This window comes from Akkermansiaceae bacterium (assembly GCA_019634595.1).
Lineage (GTDB): Bacteria > Verrucomicrobiota > Verrucomicrobiia > Verrucomicrobiales > Akkermansiaceae > Luteolibacter.
Genome location: JAHCBC010000003.1, coordinates 655,078 through 671,365 on the forward strand (window position 1 = coordinate 655,078; position 16,288 = coordinate 671,365).

The following is a 16,288-nucleotide window of genomic DNA, read 5'->3' on the forward strand; positions in this document are numbered from 1 at the left end:
TTTCCCGATCCACCGACCAATCAGGGAAAGAAGCATGTCCGGGGAATCCAACGATGAGGCCTTCGTCTCCCTCCTGATCGCGAACCAGAACCGCATCTTCCGGTTCCTGATGACACTGGTGCCGCGGCGGGAGGATGCGGAGGATCTTTTCCAGCAAACCAGCATCACCCTCTGGCGCAGCCGTGGGAAATATGATCCCGCCGCGGGGGATTTCACGAGCTGGGCCTGTGCGATCGCCCACAACCACGTGCGGAATTTCCGGCGGAAAGAAACGACGCGCCGCAACATCCTGAGCGGGGAGATCGAAAGGATGCTGATCGAAACCCGCGCCGTCCATTCGTCGTTGATGGAGGAATGGCACCGCGCCCTGGGGCAGTGCATGCAACGGCTCACCCCGCACCAGCGGACCATCGTGGAAGACTGCTATGGCGGGGAGAGCAGCATCAAGGATGCCGCCACCGACCGCGGACGCACCCCGAACGCGCTCTACAAGGTCCTCCGGGGCATCCGGTCCCTGCTGCACGACTGCATCCGCAAATCCGTAACGGGAGGGAACATCTGATGGACCGGGAAATGCACGACCTCGCGGAAGGCTACATCGCGGACGGGCTCGATGGGGAGCAACTCGCCCGCCTTGAGCAACGTCTGGGCGCTTCGGAGTCGGACCGCCTGGCTTTTCTTTCCTATCTGGAGATCCACTCCAGCCTGGCGTGGGAGAGCCGTGGTTCAAAGGAAACCGTCATCCCCTTCCCCACCGCGGGCCGGAACCGATTCCGGGCATGGGTCCTGCCGATGGCGGCATTGGTCACATTGCTGGCCGTGCTTTCTTTCTTCTTCCTGCGGAACAGCGGCTCCCCGGCGGGCATCGCCACGGTCAGGGCGAATCTCCATGGACTGTGGGCGGATGGATCCCAGGTGAGGATGGATGCCATTCTGGCGGCCGGCATCTGGCAGTTGCAGAGCGGCCTCGTCGAGCTGGAGACGTCCACCGGCACCACGCTGCTGCTCGAAGGCCCTGCCAGCATCCAGCTCAATGACAAGCTCCATGCCCGGCTGATCTCCGGGAATCTGGTGGTCCGCATGCCGAAGGGGAAATCCGGATTCGTTGTGGACCTGCCGAAGATGAAAGTCACCGACCTCGGCACCGAGTTCGGCGTCAGTGTCTCCGCCGACGGCGAGTCCAGGGTACAGGTCTATGATGGCAAGGTCCGCGCGGAATCAAAAAAATCTCCGCTGCAGGAACTGGCCGCAGGGGAGACGGTGAGCTGCACCACGGATGGCAGGATGTCTTCGGCGGAGTTCCAGGAAGACCGCTTCATCCGCACCTTCCCGCCAGTGCAGCCGAACTACCAGGAAGGCGGCCCGCTCTACAACCACAGCATGCGCCATGAGGTGGATGCCGCCGCCGCCCCACCCTCCGTCACCATCGATGGCAACCTGCTGGAGTGGGACCGCTCCGTGGCATTCCTCAGCACCTGCCAGCCTCCCTATGACAAGACCTACTTCGTCAACGGCATGATGATGTATGACGACCGGAACCTTTATCTCTCCGCGGAGGTGGGCGATCCCGTTCCAATGAGAAACGCATCCCGTACCGGGGCCGAATTCGCGGGGGGAAGCGTCATCGTCCGCATCGCCGCCGACCGCTCCCTCGGTTGGCCGCTCAAAGGGACGCAGGCGGATGCCCGCTCCCCGAATCCCTCGCCTGACTCCACCAGTGACAAAATCTCCAGCATCGTGATGTGGTACGATGCGAAGTCCGCCCAACCGCAGATCCAGATCCTTTCCGGGTTCGCCTCATCAAGCAGGCGGATCAACCCGGACGGCTGGGAAGGAGCGTTCCGGAAGCATCCGGACGGGCGCGGCTACACCCTGGAATACCGGATTCCATGGACACTCCTCAACTCCGCGGAAGATCCCCCGCAGGCGGGTGACCAGCTCGCGGGACTGTGGATGGCGCACTGGAGCGATGAGGCCGGGCGCGTCTGCCGGGGACAACTGGTGGATGTGACCAACCCGGATGCCGCGGTGACCAACCGCATCCCTCCCTACATCTTTTTCCAAAACGGGCCTTGCTGGGGGAAGGTGAACTACCTTCCCATGAGAAGGTAAGCCCATGAAAATCCGCCCTCTCTTCCTTTTCCTTGTTTCGCTCTTTCCCATGCTCGCTTCCGCCGATGAGGTGAAGCTGCCGGAAAAGAAAGACTTCCAGCTCTTCCTGCTCGCAGGCCAGTCGAACATGGCGGGCCGCGGAAAGATCGACGCGAAGGCACGCGAGGCGGATTCCCGCATCCTGGCGATCAACAAACAGAACGCGTGGCAGGTGGCGATGGATCCGCTGCACTGGGACAAACCGGCGGCAGGAACCGGCATCGGCAAGCCCTTCGCGGAGATCATCGCCGCCAAGAATCCAGGGGCCACCATCGGTCTCATTCCCTCGGCTTGCGGTGGTTCCCCCATCAGCACCTGGAAGCCAAGGCAGCACTGGGGACAGACCAAGAGCCATCCATGGGATGACTCCATCGCGCGGGCGAAGCTGGCCATGAAAAGCGGGACGCTCAAAGCCATCCTCTGGCACCAGGGCGAGAGCGACTCGAACGCGGAGAAAGCCCCGGAGCATGCGAAGAATCTGGAGGACCTGATCACGCGGTTCCGCAAGGAACTGGATGCACCGGATCTCCCCTTCATCATCGGCCAGCTCGGCCGCTTCCCGGCAAAGCCATGGGACAAGAACCGCGAAGCCGTTGATGCCGCACAGCGCGAGGTGGCGGCGAAGATGAAGAACGTCCGCTTTGTCGAAATCCCGAATCCGGAATCCATCGGCGACCATCTTCATTTCGACACGCCCACGCTGCGCCGCTTCGCAAAGGGATACGCGGATGCTTATCTCGACATCACCGGCGGGAAGTGACCGGCCCCGGCTGCTTTTTCCGCAGGAATCCACCGCCGATTTCATCGGCGCCGCACCACTCATGGGGTGAAAGCATGTTTCTCCGCCTCCATATCCCCATCCTATCCTTCTTGCTGGCCGCAGTGGTGTCCGCCGCGCCGCCCTCCCTCGCCACGTTCGCATCAAAGGCGGAGAGGCGGGAGCCGCTGTCGGTCGTGTTCTTCGGTGGTTCGCTGACCTTCGGCGCGAACGCGAGCGACCCGAACATCACCAGCTACCGGGGCCGGATGATGGAGTGGCTGCGCGGGAAATATCCGCACACCCCCATCACGTTCCATGACGCGGCAATCGGCGGCTCCGGTTCCCAGCTCGGCATGTTCCGGCTTGAACGGGATGTGCTGCGCCACAAACCGGACCTGGTGTTCCTGGACTTCACGGTGAATGACGGCTCCGACGAGATGGATGAACAGAGCCTCGCCTCCTATGAAGCGATCATCCGCACGCTGCTCCGCAATGACGTCGCGGTGATGCCGGTGGTCATGCTTTTCAAGTGGCACGCGGAGAAGCCGGAGACCACCCCGCCACGGCACGCCGAGCATCTCCGGCTGGCCACGGCCTATGGCTTGCCTGCCGCCGATGTGTGCGCGGAAATCCAGAAAAAGGCCAAGGCGGGATTGAAGCCCGCTGATCTCTGGAACATGGGGGATGGAGCGCACCCGGGGGATGAGGGCTACCAGCATTTCTTCGAAGCCGTGAGGGATCGCTTTGAGAAAGGCGTTCTGGAGAAAGACCCACCCGTCATACCATCGGCGACGGTCTTCCCCGATCTGTATCCGAAACGCTCACGCATACCGGTTGCGGCTCATCTTCCCCATGGCTGGACCATGCGCAAAACCTGGCGCACCGCCCTGTGGTTCGACGGGATGGCCAGCCGCTGGATGGGGGATGTGGCCACCGCATCCGCCAAGGAGAAGTCCGGAGCGCTCGAGTTTGCCTTCGACGGTTCCATGGTCGGCTTCTTCGGTGAACGGAACGGACTCACTCCGCCTGTAAGGATCTGGATCGACGGACAACCGGTTCTGCCGCCGCAGTCAAAGGATGGGGATCCCCTCTGGCGTCTCGACACGTCGCGTTTCGCCCCGCCGAAGAAAGGCAGCGGGAATCTCTTCATGTGGCAGCCCATCGCAAAGGATCTGCCGGATGGGAAACACACGCTCCGAATCGAGCCGGTATGGGATGGGGCGGATCCGGATGCGGAACTGCGCATCGAAAGCATTTGTTCGGCGGGCCGGTAATTGCATAGCTTCCGGTCACTGCATCCGATCCCGTCCAGCGGGCGGAGGCCCCCAAACCCAAAACCCACCACCGTGCTGACGATCACTGATCCGGCTTCCGCGCGGCCCATCTCCATGTTCCAGGCATCATCATCGTTGGCCCGGCGGCTGGCCGTCTGTCTCTCCGCCATGTCCTCTCCCATGTGGGCGCAGGTGCGCATCACGGAGATCCTTCCCGTCAGTTCCACCTTTCTCGACGATGACGGATCCGCGCAGGGATGGATCGAGCTATGGAATTCCGACCAGACCAATGTCGCCACGCTCACCGGCTACAAGCTGAACAATAGTACCACCACCTGGACATTCCCGAACGTCCAGATGATGCCGGATGAGAGGATCATCATCTGGGCCTCCGCCAAGAACCGGACGACGGCCACCGCGCCGCTCCATGTGAATTTCACCCTTCCCACCGGGGGTGGCACGCTCAGCCTTTCGGACGCATCAAACAATCTCCTCTCCCGGTTGCAGGATGTGCCCGCGCTTTCCGCCAACGTCTCATGGGGGCGGGATGAATGGGACACTGCCGTGACACCGGCGGCGGTCGGTTCCTACTCATCCCCCACTCCCGGAGAACGGAACAACTTCACGGGAGCCGGAGTCGCGGGCCAGATGACGATGGATATCCCCAGCAGGTCCTTCACCGGTTCCCTGTCCGTCGCCCTCACCACCAGTTCCGCCGCGCCCGGAACGGTGATCCGCTACACCACCGACCGCTCCGTGCCCACCGCGGCATCCGCGGAGTACACCGCTCCCATCCCCATCACCGATACGACGATGATCCGGGCACGGACTTTCACACCCGGCCTGCTCCCCGGCGCGACCACCACCGAAGGCTATCTGTTGCTGGATGCCACGGCGGCCAATTTCAGCTCAACCATGCCGCTCGTGGTCGTGAGCAATTTCCTCAACTCAGCCCCGCCCACGGACAAGTCCGACCAGAGGGGATTCATGTGGGTCTGGCAGCCCGCCTCTCCCGGGGCGACGGTCCGCCTCACGGACACTCCCGTGATCACTTCCCGCGTACGGCTGAGCCGGAGGGGATCCAGCACGCTGAACAACCCGAAGTTCAACCTGAGCATCGAAGCACGGAATGCGTATGACGACGACGAACGCGACGTGCCGATGCTGGGGATGAAGTCGCACTCGGACTGGATCCTCCACGCGCCCTACGACTATGACCGGGCGCTGCTGAGGAATCCGTTCATCCATGACCTGAGCAACCAGCTAGGCCACTGGGCACCCCATCACAAGATGGCGGAGGTTTTCCTCGATTTCACCAGCACCGGCCTGAGATCCAGCGGCACGCCCAACGAATACTTCGGCATCTACAACATCCTTGAGAAGGTCAACCGGGGGAAAGACCGGATGAATCTCACGAAGCTGAATCCGCATGACAATGACGCGGTGAAAAAGACCGGCGGCTACATCTGGAAGATCGACCGCTCGGACACCTCCGCGGACACCTTCACCGCCGGGGGCTTCACGCAAGTCTATGACTACCCGAAAGGGGAAGCCATGAAATCACCCCAGCGCGATCCGCAGGAGCAGTACCTCACGCAGTATCTCAACGCGTTCAACACTGCCGTCACCGCCGCCAACAAGGATCCGGTGACCGGGTATCCCGCCTACCTCGAAGTCACCGAAACCATCGACCATCATCTCCTGAACGTCTGGGCGTTCAACGTGGATGGCCTCCGTCTCAGCGCCTACTGGCACAAGGACCGGAACGGCAAATTCGCCGCCGGACCAACCTGGGACTTCGACCGGGCCATGTCATCCACGGATGGCCGTGACTCAAATCCCGCCCAATGGCGCGCCAGCACCGGGGATCTGGGGACGGACTTTTTCAACGGATCCGGCGACAACCGCCGCTGGTGGCACTTCCTGTTCCGTGATCCGGATTTCTACCAGCAATACATCGACCGCTGGCAGGAACTGCGGCGCGGCAGCTTCTCGCCCGCGAACGTCAACAGCCTGCTGGACTCCATCAACGGCACGATGAGTGCGGACGCCATCGCCCGGGATCTGGCCAGATGGAGCCGCACCAAGCGTGCCTGGACCAGCCCCTTCACCAGCCAGGTTTATCCCGCCAGCCAGGCCGCGGAGGTCCAGCGGATCAAGGATTTCCTCCAGCAGCGCGCCAACTTCTTCGATTCCCAGTGGGTCGGCGGGGTGACCGCTTCCTTACCTCCCGGACGGGTAACCGCAGGAACAACGGTGACCCTGAGCGGCCCGGCGGGCGCCGCCATTTATTACACGCTGGATGGTTCCGATCCGCGCCCTGCCGGTGGCAACGCGCCCTCCGCGGGAACCGTCAATCTCTACTCCTCCCCGATCACCATCAGCGATCTGACGCGGATCCGGGCGCGGGCCTACAAGGCGGACCACGCGGCACTGACCGGCGCGAACAGGCCACCTCTTGCCAGCAAATGGGGTGGACCGGCGGACCTCAGCTACACCACCCGCGCGCTCCCGGAACCGGGCAAACTCACCATCACGGAGATCAACCAGCAACCGGCGGTTCCCACCACCGCGGAACTCGCGCAGATTCCCACGCTCACCGCGAACAGCTTTGAATTCGTCGAGTTGAGGAACATCGGAACGGAAGCCCTGGAACTCGCGGGATCGTCATTCACCGCCGGAGTCACCTTCACGTTTCCGGTGGGCACCCCTCCCCTCGCCCCCGACCAATACATCATCGTCGCCGCGGATCCGGCCGCGTTCACCATCCGCTACCCTGGAGTCAATCCCATCGCCGGACCATGGAGCGGGGACCTCGCCAATGATGGGGAAACGCTGACCCTCGCCGGTCCGGGTGGCTCCACCGTCATCAGCCTCACCTATGCGAAGGCGTGGTCATCACTGGCGGCCGGGGGGAACCACACACTGGTCGCCTACGATGAAAAGGCATCGACCGGCTATAGCACGGAGGGAAACTGGCGGACCAGCGCCTTGGCTGGCGGATCGCCCGGCCACTATGATCCGCGTAGCAAGCGCCCACCTCCTTCCGCAGTCCTGCTCCACTACTGGAACTTCAACTCCGCGGAAGCCATCTTCCTCAATCCGACGCAAACGGCAGGAGGAGGAAAAATCACGATCACCACCGCTCCACCGAACACCATTTTCCAAAGCGGAACCGGCCAGGTTTTTTCCGGAGACAATGCACGCGGCGGAGATCCGGTGGGCAGCCACCTCCGGATCAACTACCCCATCGCCGCCGTGGCAACTTTTTCCCTGCCCACCATCGGCCACAGCGACATCGCGGTGCGCTATGACACCCGGCGCTCCGGCTCCGGAGCAGGCACCCAGAAGATCGACTACACGCTCGATGGCACCATCTACCAGCCCTTTGCGATCATCCCGGTCACCGATGGCACCCCGGGAACCGAGACACTCGATTTCAGCGCGATCGCGGGAGCCGGGACGAACCCCCACTTCGGGATCCGCATCACCTTCGAACAAGGTGCCGGCGGAACGGTGGGCAACAACCGCTTCGACAACCTGACCGTCGAGGGCAACCCCGTTTCCTGGACGCCGGAGGAACTCCTGCGCTATGCCCTGGCCGTGCCGCAAGGGCAACCGATGGGAGGATTTCTCCCCGTGATCAGCACCTCTGGCAGCGGGCTGCATTTCAACTTCGACCCGGCGAAAACCGACATCGTCTATCGGGTCCAGCGCTCGACCACGCTCCACGACTGGACCGTGATCTTCGATTCACGCTTGGACGATTGGCTGCCCCACCTCGATGGCGCGCAGCTCCGTATCAGCGATCCGGAGCCCCCGCCGGGCAAAGCGTTCTACCGGCTGCAGGTCGTCCATGAATGATTCATTTCCCCACCACCCAGATGTTCCGGTAGCGGACCGGGTTGCCATGGTTCTGGAGATGGAACGGACCCGGCTCCGCGGTTTCCTTCAGTTGCGCGCCTCCCGTAGTCCCCGGCAGTTCCAGATTCTCATGGATGACCACCCCGTTGAGCTTCGCGGTGAGTTTCGCATTGGATGTTTTCTTCCCCTCCGCATCGAACTTCGCCGCGGTGAAGTCGATGTCATAGGTCTGCCAGGTCAGAGGGGAAAAGCACATGTTCAGCTTCGGCGCGGCGATCTTGTAGAGTCCGCCGCATTCATTGTCTTTCCCTTCGAGACCGAAGCTGTCGAGCATCTGGATCTCGTAGCGGCCCTGGATGTAGAGGCCGCTGTTCCCCCGTCCCTGCCCCCGGGCGGAGGGCATGTACGGCAACCGGAACTCGATGTGGATGGAGCAGTCGCCGAACTTCTCCGAACTCGTCGCTCCCTGCGTCAGCAGTCCGTCAGGCGTGACGTTCGCTCCCGGGAATTTGTTTTCCTTCCCGTCGAAAAGCACCACCGCACCTGCCGGAGGAGCCGCTCCCAGCGTGGGCGACTTGCGGTCCACCCGCTCCAGTTCCGCGACTTGACCCGCGTCCTTTTTGGAAACATGGATCTTCACTCCATCCGCCTCGGCGACCACGTCATCATGCTCGAACCTGACGGAAACCGCCCCTTCGCCGCGCTGTCCCTTGCTGCGGACGATCTTCGCCCGGTCACCGTCCCATCCCGCTCCGGGCAGTCCACCAGGGTAGCCGACTGCCTCGAACTCGCCACGGCCCAATGCGATGATCTGAACGCCGAATTTCGAGCCATCCATCTCGCCCACGTATTCGCCTTGGAAAGGGAAATCCTCGTCCGTGGCGGAAGGATTGTCATAGGCCAGCGGCTTTGCCGGTTTTTCCGGTGCTGCGGGCGCGGGAGCCTGCGCATGGATCTGGAGAGGGACGAGGGCCAGCGAGAACAAGAGGGCTTTCGGGAACATATGAACTAAACGCTTCATCCACGCGGAACTTTCCACAATCATCCACCCAACCCATGCGCATCCCCGCATTTCTCTTCTCCCTCTTGGTTACTCCGCTGAGTGCAGGCCCGGATGGCGCCGCCCTCTACCAACAGCACTGCGCGATGTGCCACGGCCAGGAAGGCCTGGGGATGCCCGGCGTGTTCCCTCCGCTGGCGAAGGCCGACTTCCTGGTGAATGAACGGGAAAAGGCGCTCGCCGGTCCGACGGAAGGATTGAGCGGAAAGATCACCGTGAACGGCCAGGAATACAACGGGGCCATGCCTCCCGCCTTCCTCGACGACGAACAGCTCAGCGCGGTCTTCAACCACATCTTCACCTCCTGGGGGAATGAGGTGAAGCAAACCAGCCCGGCGGAAATCGCGGCTGTCCGGGCCAAGGGCAAGTTCCCCACCCTGGCCGCGCTGAAGGCATCCATGGTCGGGGAAAAGCTCCCGGACCCACCCGCCGGATGGAAGCTCACCGTGGGCGGCGAGTTGTCCTTCTCACCATCCCGGCTCGCCCTTCATCCGGATGGCCGCCACATCATCGTCCTCTCCACCCGCGGCGACATCTGGCTGTGGAAACCCGGCGGCACGGACCTGACACCACTTTTCCGGAACGAAACCTACATCGACGCGGGCCTGGGCGACCAACTGGTGATGGGCATGACGGTGGACACAAAGGGGCGGCTCTACATCGCCAGCAACCAGTGCAACAAGAACGCCTCCCCGGTGCGGAACGAGATGACCATCTTCCGCACGGAGTCCTGGTCCTCCGGCAAGGAATGGACGGCTCCCAAGCCGTGGTTCAAGACCCAGGCCCCCTACGGCATCGGCCCCTACAACCATGGCCTCTCCCACCTGGCCCAGGGGCCGGATGGATTCCTCTATGTGAACAGCGGCGCGCGGACGGACAGCGGTGAAGCGGGCACCCAACCGAACTACGCGACGACCGGCGAGGACCCCACCACCGCGGTCATCTGGAAGATGGATCCGGAGGCGGAAAAGCCGCAGATCGAAATCCTGGCCAGCGGCCTCCGCAACAACTACGGCTTCTGCTGGGACGATGACGGCCACATGGTGGCCACCGAGAACGGGCCGGATGCCCATGCTCCTGAGGAGCTGAACCTGATCGAAAAGGGCAGGCACTATGGCTTTCCCTACCAGTTCTCCGACTGGACGGAGAAAGCCTACCCCCACACCGCGGACGTGCCGGAGGGACTGGAGATCACCCTTCCTTTCAGAAACAAGGGGCCGCATGGCGGCAGCGGTCTTGCCAGCTTTGACCCGCACTCCTGCCCCAGCGGCATCGTCTGGCTGGGGAAGGAATGGCCCGCGCCGTTCGGCGGCAGTTTCCTGACCACCAGGTTCGGCAACCTGCTCAAGCTGGATGGCGGGGATGTGGGCTTCGACCTGCTGCAGCTCCATGTCGATTTCAAGGACCGCAGCTTCACCTCAAAGCGCATCCTGACCCCTCTGGGCAGGCCCGTGGACATCCTGAAACTGCCCGGCCACCGCCTGCTCATCGCGGAATACAATCGGGCCACCACCCTCGCCGCCGGTATGGGAACCCCCGGCCGCCTGCTGCTGCTGGAGCCGGAAAAGTAGCGGATCCCGCGGGAAGTTCGGCGGGGTGATTCCGCCATGGACAAACAAGCCCCGGTCTTTTCAGTGCACTTCCTCCCAGCGGAATTTCTCACGAAATTCGCTACGCAAGCAACGGCTTTAGGCTGGCGAGGATCTTGGGCACCTCTTCATGGGGGTTCTCCTCCTCTTCATATTCGAGGGTGAACCATCCCTGGTAGTTCGCTTTCCTGAGAATATCGAGCACGCGGGGGATGTCCGTCTCCTCCTTCTTCGGCGCACCCTTTTTCTGGAACATCATCTTCAACTGCACGTTCACCGCGTAGGGGGCGATCTTCTCCAGGTCCGCATAGGGGTCCTCCGTCTTGAAGTTGCCGCTGTCGAGATTGACGCCCGCCCACTTGCTGTCCGCGGCGCGGATGAGACGCACGATGGCGTCCGCCTCCGCGACGATGCCGTGGTGGTTTTCCAACCCGAGGAACACGCCCTTTTCCGAAGCCAGCTCCAGGCACTCCGCATAGCATTCCAGGAAGTTTTTCTCCGCTTCCTCCTGCGTGCTGCCCTTCTGCACGTCACCGGCGAAGATCCGGATGTGCGGCGCACCCATCACGGAGGCGTGGCGGATCCAGGTTTTCACATACTCCACCTGCTCCCGGCGCTTCGGGCCTTCCGGATGGGTGAAGACGTTCCCCACCGCCGTCCCCGCGATGGCGACCCCTCGCAGGTAGGCATGGCGCTTGATCTCCAACAGGTATTTCTCATCCACATCCGGAGGGAAGAAGTAACTGGTCAGCTCCGCACCCTGGCAGCCTTGGTCCGCGCAGAAGTCGATGAAGTCGAAAAGATCCCAGGAAGGCCAGCCCTCCGGCGGAGTCACCGGCTTCCCCTTCATCCACTTCATGCTCTTGCGGAACGAATAGGCGGCCAGGCCCAGCACCAGCTTCGGCTTTCCTTTACGGGAGATCGGCTCGATCGCACCGAGCTGGGGGATTCCGGAACAGGCGGCCGCGAGGGTGAGGAAAGTTCTCCGTTTCATGACGTTGATACTGGAAGACCCCGCCCGACATTCCAGAGAAAAGAGGAAATGACCGGGGATTTGCAATGGGACGGTTCCGGGGCCAATCTGCACCATCATGGAACCCACGACGCTCCGGGACGATGCGCCACCACCTCTGCGTCAGGTGGGTGTCTGGGCTTCCATCCAGGAGGCCCATGAGCACGCTCTGGTGCTGCTGGCCATGGGCTGGGACTGCAGTGTCCATCACGTGGCGGAAGGATACGCCCTGTTCACCGCGGATACCGATGCGGAGGGTGCGATCCAGGAGCTTGGGCTTTACGCCGCCGAGCAAACCCACGCAGCCCCCCAACCCGAACCCGCCACCACGGAGCATCCCTTCGGCATCCCGCTGTTGGCGTCATGGGGAATCATCCTGGCGGTGGTGTTCTCAAAGCAACTGGCGGATCCATCACTGACGGACAGGTTCAGCAACTCCACCATCCCCCTGCTGGAACAGGGTGAATGGTGGCGGCCCTTCACCTCTCTCTTTCTCCACGGTGATCTGGCGCACCTTCTGGGAAATCTCCTCATCGGGGGACTGTTCTGCATCATGGCGGCGAAATCATTGGGACCATGGAAATCGTGGACGCTGATCCTGGTGGGTGGAACCCTCGGCAATCTCATCAACGCACTCCTCCATCGCGGGGATTCGTTCTCATCCATCGGTGCATCCACCGCCACTTTCGCGGCGCTCGGGCTTCTGGTTGGGCTTGCACTCGCAACCGAGACGCTGAGAGGACGCTATCTGAAACTGAGATCACTGGCGATCCCGCTGATCTCCGGATCCCTGATCTTCAGCATGTTTGGCACCGCAGGGGAAAATACGGATGTGAGCGCCCACCTGTGGGGCGGGCTGTGTGGGGTGGTTCTCGGTGCGCTCGCCGGATGGTGGGAACGGGCATCAAGCCGACATCAGGACAGGAATGGCCTGACCTTCCGCTGCATGTCCGGCCAACAGCCCAGGATCGGATAACGGAACGCCGCTCACCAAGCCGGGAGGCCCAGCATTTCCGGCTCCGCGAGACGCGGGCGGTCGGTGAGGATCTCCGGTTCACCGGCGGTGACGAGCACGGTGTGCTCGAAATGGGCGCTCGGTTTCCGGTCTTCGGTGATGACCGTCCAGCCATCGTCCAGGATCCGGACACCCGCCACGCCCGCATTCACCATCGGCTCGATGGCGAGCGTCATTCCGGGCATCAGCGTCGGGGACTTTCCCTGGGGCCGGTAGTTGGGAACCTGGGGCTCTTCATGCAGGCGGCGGCCCACGCCATGGCCGACAAACTCGCGGACGATGGTGAAGCCGCGTGGTTTCACGAACTCTTCCACCGCACCGCAGAGGTCGGCCAGTTTCGTGCCCGCGCGGGCGAACTTGATGGCCTCGTAGAGGGATTGCTCGGTCACCGCGAGGAGTTGCTTGGTTTCCAGCGGGACATCCCCGACGGCGACCGTGGTCGCATTGTCGCCGATGAAGCCGCTCTTCACGACGCCCACGTCGATGCTGACGATGTCGCCCGGCAGGATCCTGCGGGGACCACCGATGCCATGCACCACTTCCTCATTCACGGAAATGCAGATGTTCCCCTTGAAGCCGCGGTAGCCGAGGAACGCGCTCTTGCAATCATGCTGGCGCATCAGCTCCGCGGATAGGGCGTCGATGTCGCCGGTGGTGGCACCAGGTTTCGTCGCCATGGCGAGTTCGTGGAGGATCTGCGCGGCAATGGAGCCTGCGACGCGCATGCGGTCGATCTCCTTGGCGGTCTTGATGGGGATGCGCTGGCGGAAAGACACGATGGAAAAATGTTCAGTTGGAAGCCTCCGTGGAGGCAAAGGAGGCGAGGATGTCCGCGGCAACCTGATCCTGCGGAGCGGTGGCGTCAACGGAATGAAGGATGCCCTCGCTCCGGAAATGTTCGATGGCCGGGGCGGTCAGTGTCATGAACTCGGCATGGCGGTTGCGGAAGTTCTCTTCGTCATCATCCGCTCGGGGTCCTGCGGGAGATCCACACTTCGGGCACAAGTCCCCGGAAACGAGTTGCGATTTCTGGCCGGACCAACGGCAGGCCGGGCACTCCACCCGGTTGCGGGTGCGTTCCAGCAGATCGCCGAACGGAACTTCCAGGGAGACCGCGGCATCGAGCGCGTGGTCATGATCCGACAGCCATTTCCCGAGGAACAACGCCTGCGGGAGACTGCGGGGGAAGCCGTCAAGCACCCACCCGGCTCCGTTCTTCCGCTCCAGCCAGTCGGCCAGGATCGGGTTCATGAGATCGTCCGGCAGGTAGCCGCCGCGGGCGAGGATCGGCTCAGCCTGTTTGCCAAGCTCCGTGCCATTCTCCACCTGTTCCCGGAGCAGTGCCCCGGTGCTCAGATAACCAAGCCCGAAGGCCTCCGCCAACCGTCTGCCCTGGGTGCCTTTGCCGGAGGCGGGAGGACCCAGGAGGACGATGCGGGAAGGTCTGGGGGCGGGGGCGCTCAATGCGTCTTGTTGTAGATGACGATGGTTCCGCCGACCACGATGATGATGGCGATGACGACCCAGAGGAAGACGATGGCGGTCTTGGGAGCGCTGCCACCACCCGCATTCGCGAGGCGGTCGTAGCGGCCCTTGAGCTTGCCCTTCCGGAGGAAGCCGTCGTAGTGCTTCTGGAGGAGCTGGGTTTCGACCTGGCGCATCACGTCAAGAACGACACCCACCATGATGAGCAGCGAGGTGCCGCCGAAGAACTGGAGGACGAGCGAGCCGGGTGGCAGGCCCACCGCCTTGCCCACACCGACGGGAAGGACGAACACGATGGCAAGGAAAATGGCACCTGCGAAGGTGAGGCGGGCCATGGTGAAGTCGAGGAAATCTGCGGTCGGCTTGCCGGGGCGCACGCCAGGGATGTAGCCGCCGTTGCGCTTCAGGTCCTCCGCGATCTGCGAAGGCTGGAACATCATGGCCACCCAGAAGTAGGAGAACAGGAAGATGCCAACACCACCGAGGATGTAGTAACCGGTGCCACCACCGGAAAGCTCGGCATACAGGTTCTTGGCCCAACCTGAGTCAGGGAAGAACCACTGCAGCATCATCGGCGGAAGGGAAAGGACCGCCGTGGCGAAGATGATGGGCATCACGCCGGCGTAGTTGACCTTCAGCGGGAGATACTGGGTCTGGCCGCCGAATTGTTTCCGGCCGACCACGCGCTTCGCATACTGGACCGCGATGCGGCGCTGTGCCTGCGTGAGGGCGATGGTGGCGGCAATGACGAACAGGAGCAGCGCGATCATCACCACCATCATGATGGAAAGGTAGGCGCTGTTGCCTTTGACGAAGTAGTTCCAGGCCTGGATCAGCGCTCCGGGAAGGGCGGCGATGATGTTGACGGTGATGATGATGGAAGTACCGTTGCCGATACCCTTTTCCGTGATCTGGTCACCGATCCACATGAGGAGGACCGTTCCGGCGACGATGGTGATGATGGTCAGGGTGAACCACCAGATGTCGGGGTTCGGGACCAGGATGCCGAACTTCTCGATGCCCTGCATGTAGGGGATGTTCCCCGGTTGCGTCAGCGTCTTGGCGACGAAGAAGCCCTGCACCAGGGCGATGGCGATGGTGATGTAGCGCGTGTACTGAGTGATCTTCTGGCGTCCGCCGTCCTCACGGGCGAGGCGGGAAAGCTTCGGCACCACCGCGGTCATCAGCTGGACCATGATGGATGCGGAGATATACGGCATGATGCCGAGCGCGAAGATACCGGCCTGCTGGAGACCGCCACCGGAGAACACCTGGAGCATCGCGGTGATGCCGCCCGTCGGGTTCGTCGGGTCCGAGTTCTGGACGCTGTCCAGATAAGCCTTGATGACGGTGGCATCCACCCCGGGAAGGGTGATGTGGACACCCAGACGGATGATGACGATGAGCGCGAGGGTGAAAAGAATCCGGTCACGGAGTTCCGGAATTTTCCAGGTGTTCGCAAAGGCAGAGATCATAGGGAGGTGGGAGAAGAAATGACGCGGGCGTTATAAAGACGACGAGGAAGCGCGCAAGCGCTTCCTCGCCGGAAAACAAGACTGATCCCGAAGGATATCAAGCGGGGACCTGGACGGAACCACCTGCTTTTTCGATCTTCTCGCGGGCGGAAGCACTGGCCTTGCCGACCACGAGGGTCAGGGCCTTTTCGATTTCGCCGTCGCCGAGCACCTTGACGATGTCACAGCGGTTGTTGAGGAGACCGGCAGCGCGGAGGGCCGCTTCATCGACGGTGGCACCCGCCTCGAAGCAACGGTCCAGATCACCGACGTTGATCACGCCGGTTTTGTCGCGGAAGTCGTAGTTGTTGAAACCACGCTTCGGAAGACGACGGTGAAGTGGCATCTGGCCACCTTCGAAGCCGACACGGGTGCCGGAGCCGGAGCGTGCTTTCTGACCTTTGTTCCCTTTGCAGGAGGTCTTGCCGTGGCCGGAGCTCTCACCGCAGCCAAGACGCTTGTTGCGGTGTTTCGCGCCCGGGTTGGGCTTGAGATTGTGAAGTTCCATAAATTTAAAAGGATATCAGGGATTGGTTGATCGGATATTGGGGAAGAGCCCCAATA

General features: G+C 62.4%; 13 protein-coding genes. 7 read left to right on the forward strand and 6 right to left on the reverse strand.

Going from position 1 to position 16,288, the window contains the following annotated elements; genetic code table 11:
- Positions 1–34 precede the first annotated feature (34 nt).
- From KF712_13485 to KF712_13505, 5 genes are all read left to right on the forward strand, one after another.
- The gene (locus tag KF712_13485) at positions 35–562 is read left to right on the forward strand and encodes a sigma-70 family RNA polymerase sigma factor (GenBank protein MBX3742003.1); all 528 of its coding nucleotides are present in this window, start codon (positions 35–37) and stop codon (positions 560–562) included.
- 11 nt (positions 563–573) lie between these two features.
- Positions 574–2,112, forward strand: coding sequence for a FecR domain-containing protein (locus KF712_13490; GenBank protein ID MBX3742004.1), 1,539 nt, complete (start codon positions 574–576; stop codon positions 2,110–2,112).
- Positions 2,113–2,116: 4 nt separating this feature from the next.
- Positions 2,117–2,911 carry a sialate O-acetylesterase gene (locus KF712_13495; protein ID MBX3742005.1) on the forward strand — a complete coding sequence of 265 codons (795 nt, stop codon included), beginning with the start codon at positions 2,117–2,119 and terminating at the stop codon, positions 2,909–2,911.
- A gap of 74 nt (positions 2,912–2,985) precedes the next feature.
- On the forward strand, positions 2,986–4,185 hold the full coding sequence (locus tag KF712_13500; GenBank protein ID MBX3742006.1) for an SGNH/GDSL hydrolase family protein: 1,200 nt from the start codon (positions 2,986–2,988) through the stop codon (positions 4,183–4,185).
- 72 nt (positions 4,186–4,257) lie between these two features.
- Positions 4,258–8,049, forward strand: a complete 3,792-nt coding sequence (locus KF712_13505) for a CotH kinase family protein (protein ID MBX3742007.1) — start codon at positions 4,258–4,260, stop codon at positions 8,047–8,049.
- Between the two features lies 1 nt (position 8,050).
- Here KF712_13505 and KF712_13510 read toward each other — a convergent pair whose 3' ends face one another.
- Positions 8,051–9,052, reverse strand: coding sequence for a DUF1080 domain-containing protein (locus KF712_13510; GenBank protein MBX3742008.1), 1,002 nt, complete (start codon positions 9,050–9,052; stop codon positions 8,051–8,053).
- Between the two features lie 53 nt (positions 9,053–9,105).
- Between KF712_13510 and KF712_13515 the strand changes: the two genes are divergently transcribed.
- Entirely contained in the window at positions 9,106–10,680 is a 1,575-nt protein-coding gene (locus KF712_13515) for a PQQ-dependent sugar dehydrogenase (protein ID MBX3742009.1), read from the forward strand.
- 100 nt (positions 10,681–10,780) lie between these two features.
- Here the strand turns inward: KF712_13515 and KF712_13520 are convergent, their stop codons facing one another.
- On the reverse strand, positions 10,781–11,692 hold the full coding sequence (locus KF712_13520) for a sugar phosphate isomerase/epimerase (GenBank protein MBX3742010.1): 912 nt from the start codon (positions 11,690–11,692) through the stop codon (positions 10,781–10,783).
- A gap of 97 nt (positions 11,693–11,789) precedes the next feature.
- Between KF712_13520 and KF712_13525 the strand changes: the two genes are divergently transcribed.
- The gene (locus KF712_13525; protein ID MBX3742011.1) at positions 11,790–12,686 is read left to right on the forward strand and encodes a rhomboid family intramembrane serine protease; all 897 of its coding nucleotides are present in this window, start codon (positions 11,790–11,792) and stop codon (positions 12,684–12,686) included.
- Positions 12,687–12,697: 11 nt separating this feature from the next.
- Here KF712_13525 and map read toward each other — a convergent pair whose 3' ends face one another.
- From map to rplO, 4 genes are all read right to left on the reverse strand, one after another.
- The gene (map, locus tag KF712_13530; GenBank protein MBX3742012.1) at positions 12,698–13,450 is read right to left on the reverse strand and encodes a type I methionyl aminopeptidase; all 753 of its coding nucleotides are present in this window, start codon (positions 13,448–13,450) and stop codon (positions 12,698–12,700) included.
- 64 nt (positions 13,451–13,514) lie between these two features.
- Positions 13,515–14,189 (reverse strand): nucleoside monophosphate kinase, encoded by a 675-nt coding sequence (locus KF712_13535; GenBank protein MBX3742013.1) that lies wholly within the window; start codon positions 14,187–14,189, stop codon positions 13,515–13,517.
- Positions 14,186–15,685: a preprotein translocase subunit SecY gene (secY, locus tag KF712_13540; GenBank protein ID MBX3742014.1), complete on the reverse strand. Its 1,500-nt coding sequence runs from the start codon at positions 15,683–15,685 to the stop codon at positions 14,186–14,188. Before secY ends, KF712_13535 begins: the two co-directional genes overlap by 4 nt.
- 97 nt (positions 15,686–15,782) lie before the next feature.
- Complete coding sequence (gene rplO / locus KF712_13545; protein MBX3742015.1) at positions 15,783–16,232, reverse strand: 50S ribosomal protein L15; 450 nt, start codon at positions 16,230–16,232, stop codon at positions 15,783–15,785.
- Between the last annotated feature and the right edge of the window lie 56 nt (positions 16,233–16,288).

Coding starts and splice junctions, on each gene's coding strand:
- KF712_13485 (MBX3742003.1), top strand. CDS start 35: ATGTCCGGGGAATCCAACGATGAGGCCTTCGTCTCCCTCCTGATCGCG.
- KF712_13490 (MBX3742004.1), top strand. CDS start 574: ATGCACGACCTCGCGGAAGGCTACATCGCGGACGGGCTCGATGGGGAG.
- KF712_13495 (MBX3742005.1), top strand. CDS start 2,117: ATGAAAATCCGCCCTCTCTTCCTTTTCCTTGTTTCGCTCTTTCCCATG.
- KF712_13500 (MBX3742006.1), top strand. CDS start 2,986: ATGTTTCTCCGCCTCCATATCCCCATCCTATCCTTCTTGCTGGCCGCA.
- KF712_13510 (MBX3742008.1), bottom strand. CDS start 9,052: ATGTTCCCGAAAGCCCTCTTGTTCTCGCTGGCCCTCGTCCCTCTCCAG.
- KF712_13515 (MBX3742009.1), top strand. CDS start 9,106: ATGCGCATCCCCGCATTTCTCTTCTCCCTCTTGGTTACTCCGCTGAGT.
- KF712_13520 (MBX3742010.1), bottom strand. CDS start 11,692: ATGAAACGGAGAACTTTCCTCACCCTCGCGGCCGCCTGTTCCGGAATC.
- KF712_13525 (MBX3742011.1), top strand. CDS start 11,790: ATGGAACCCACGACGCTCCGGGACGATGCGCCACCACCTCTGCGTCAG.
- map (MBX3742012.1), bottom strand. CDS start 13,450: ATGCGCGTCGCAGGCTCCATTGCCGCGCAGATCCTCCACGAACTCGCC.
- secY (MBX3742014.1), bottom strand. CDS start 15,685: ATGATCTCTGCCTTTGCGAACACCTGGAAAATTCCGGAACTCCGTGAC.
- rplO (MBX3742015.1), bottom strand. CDS start 16,232: ATGGAACTTCACAATCTCAAGCCCAACCCGGGCGCGAAACACCGCAAC.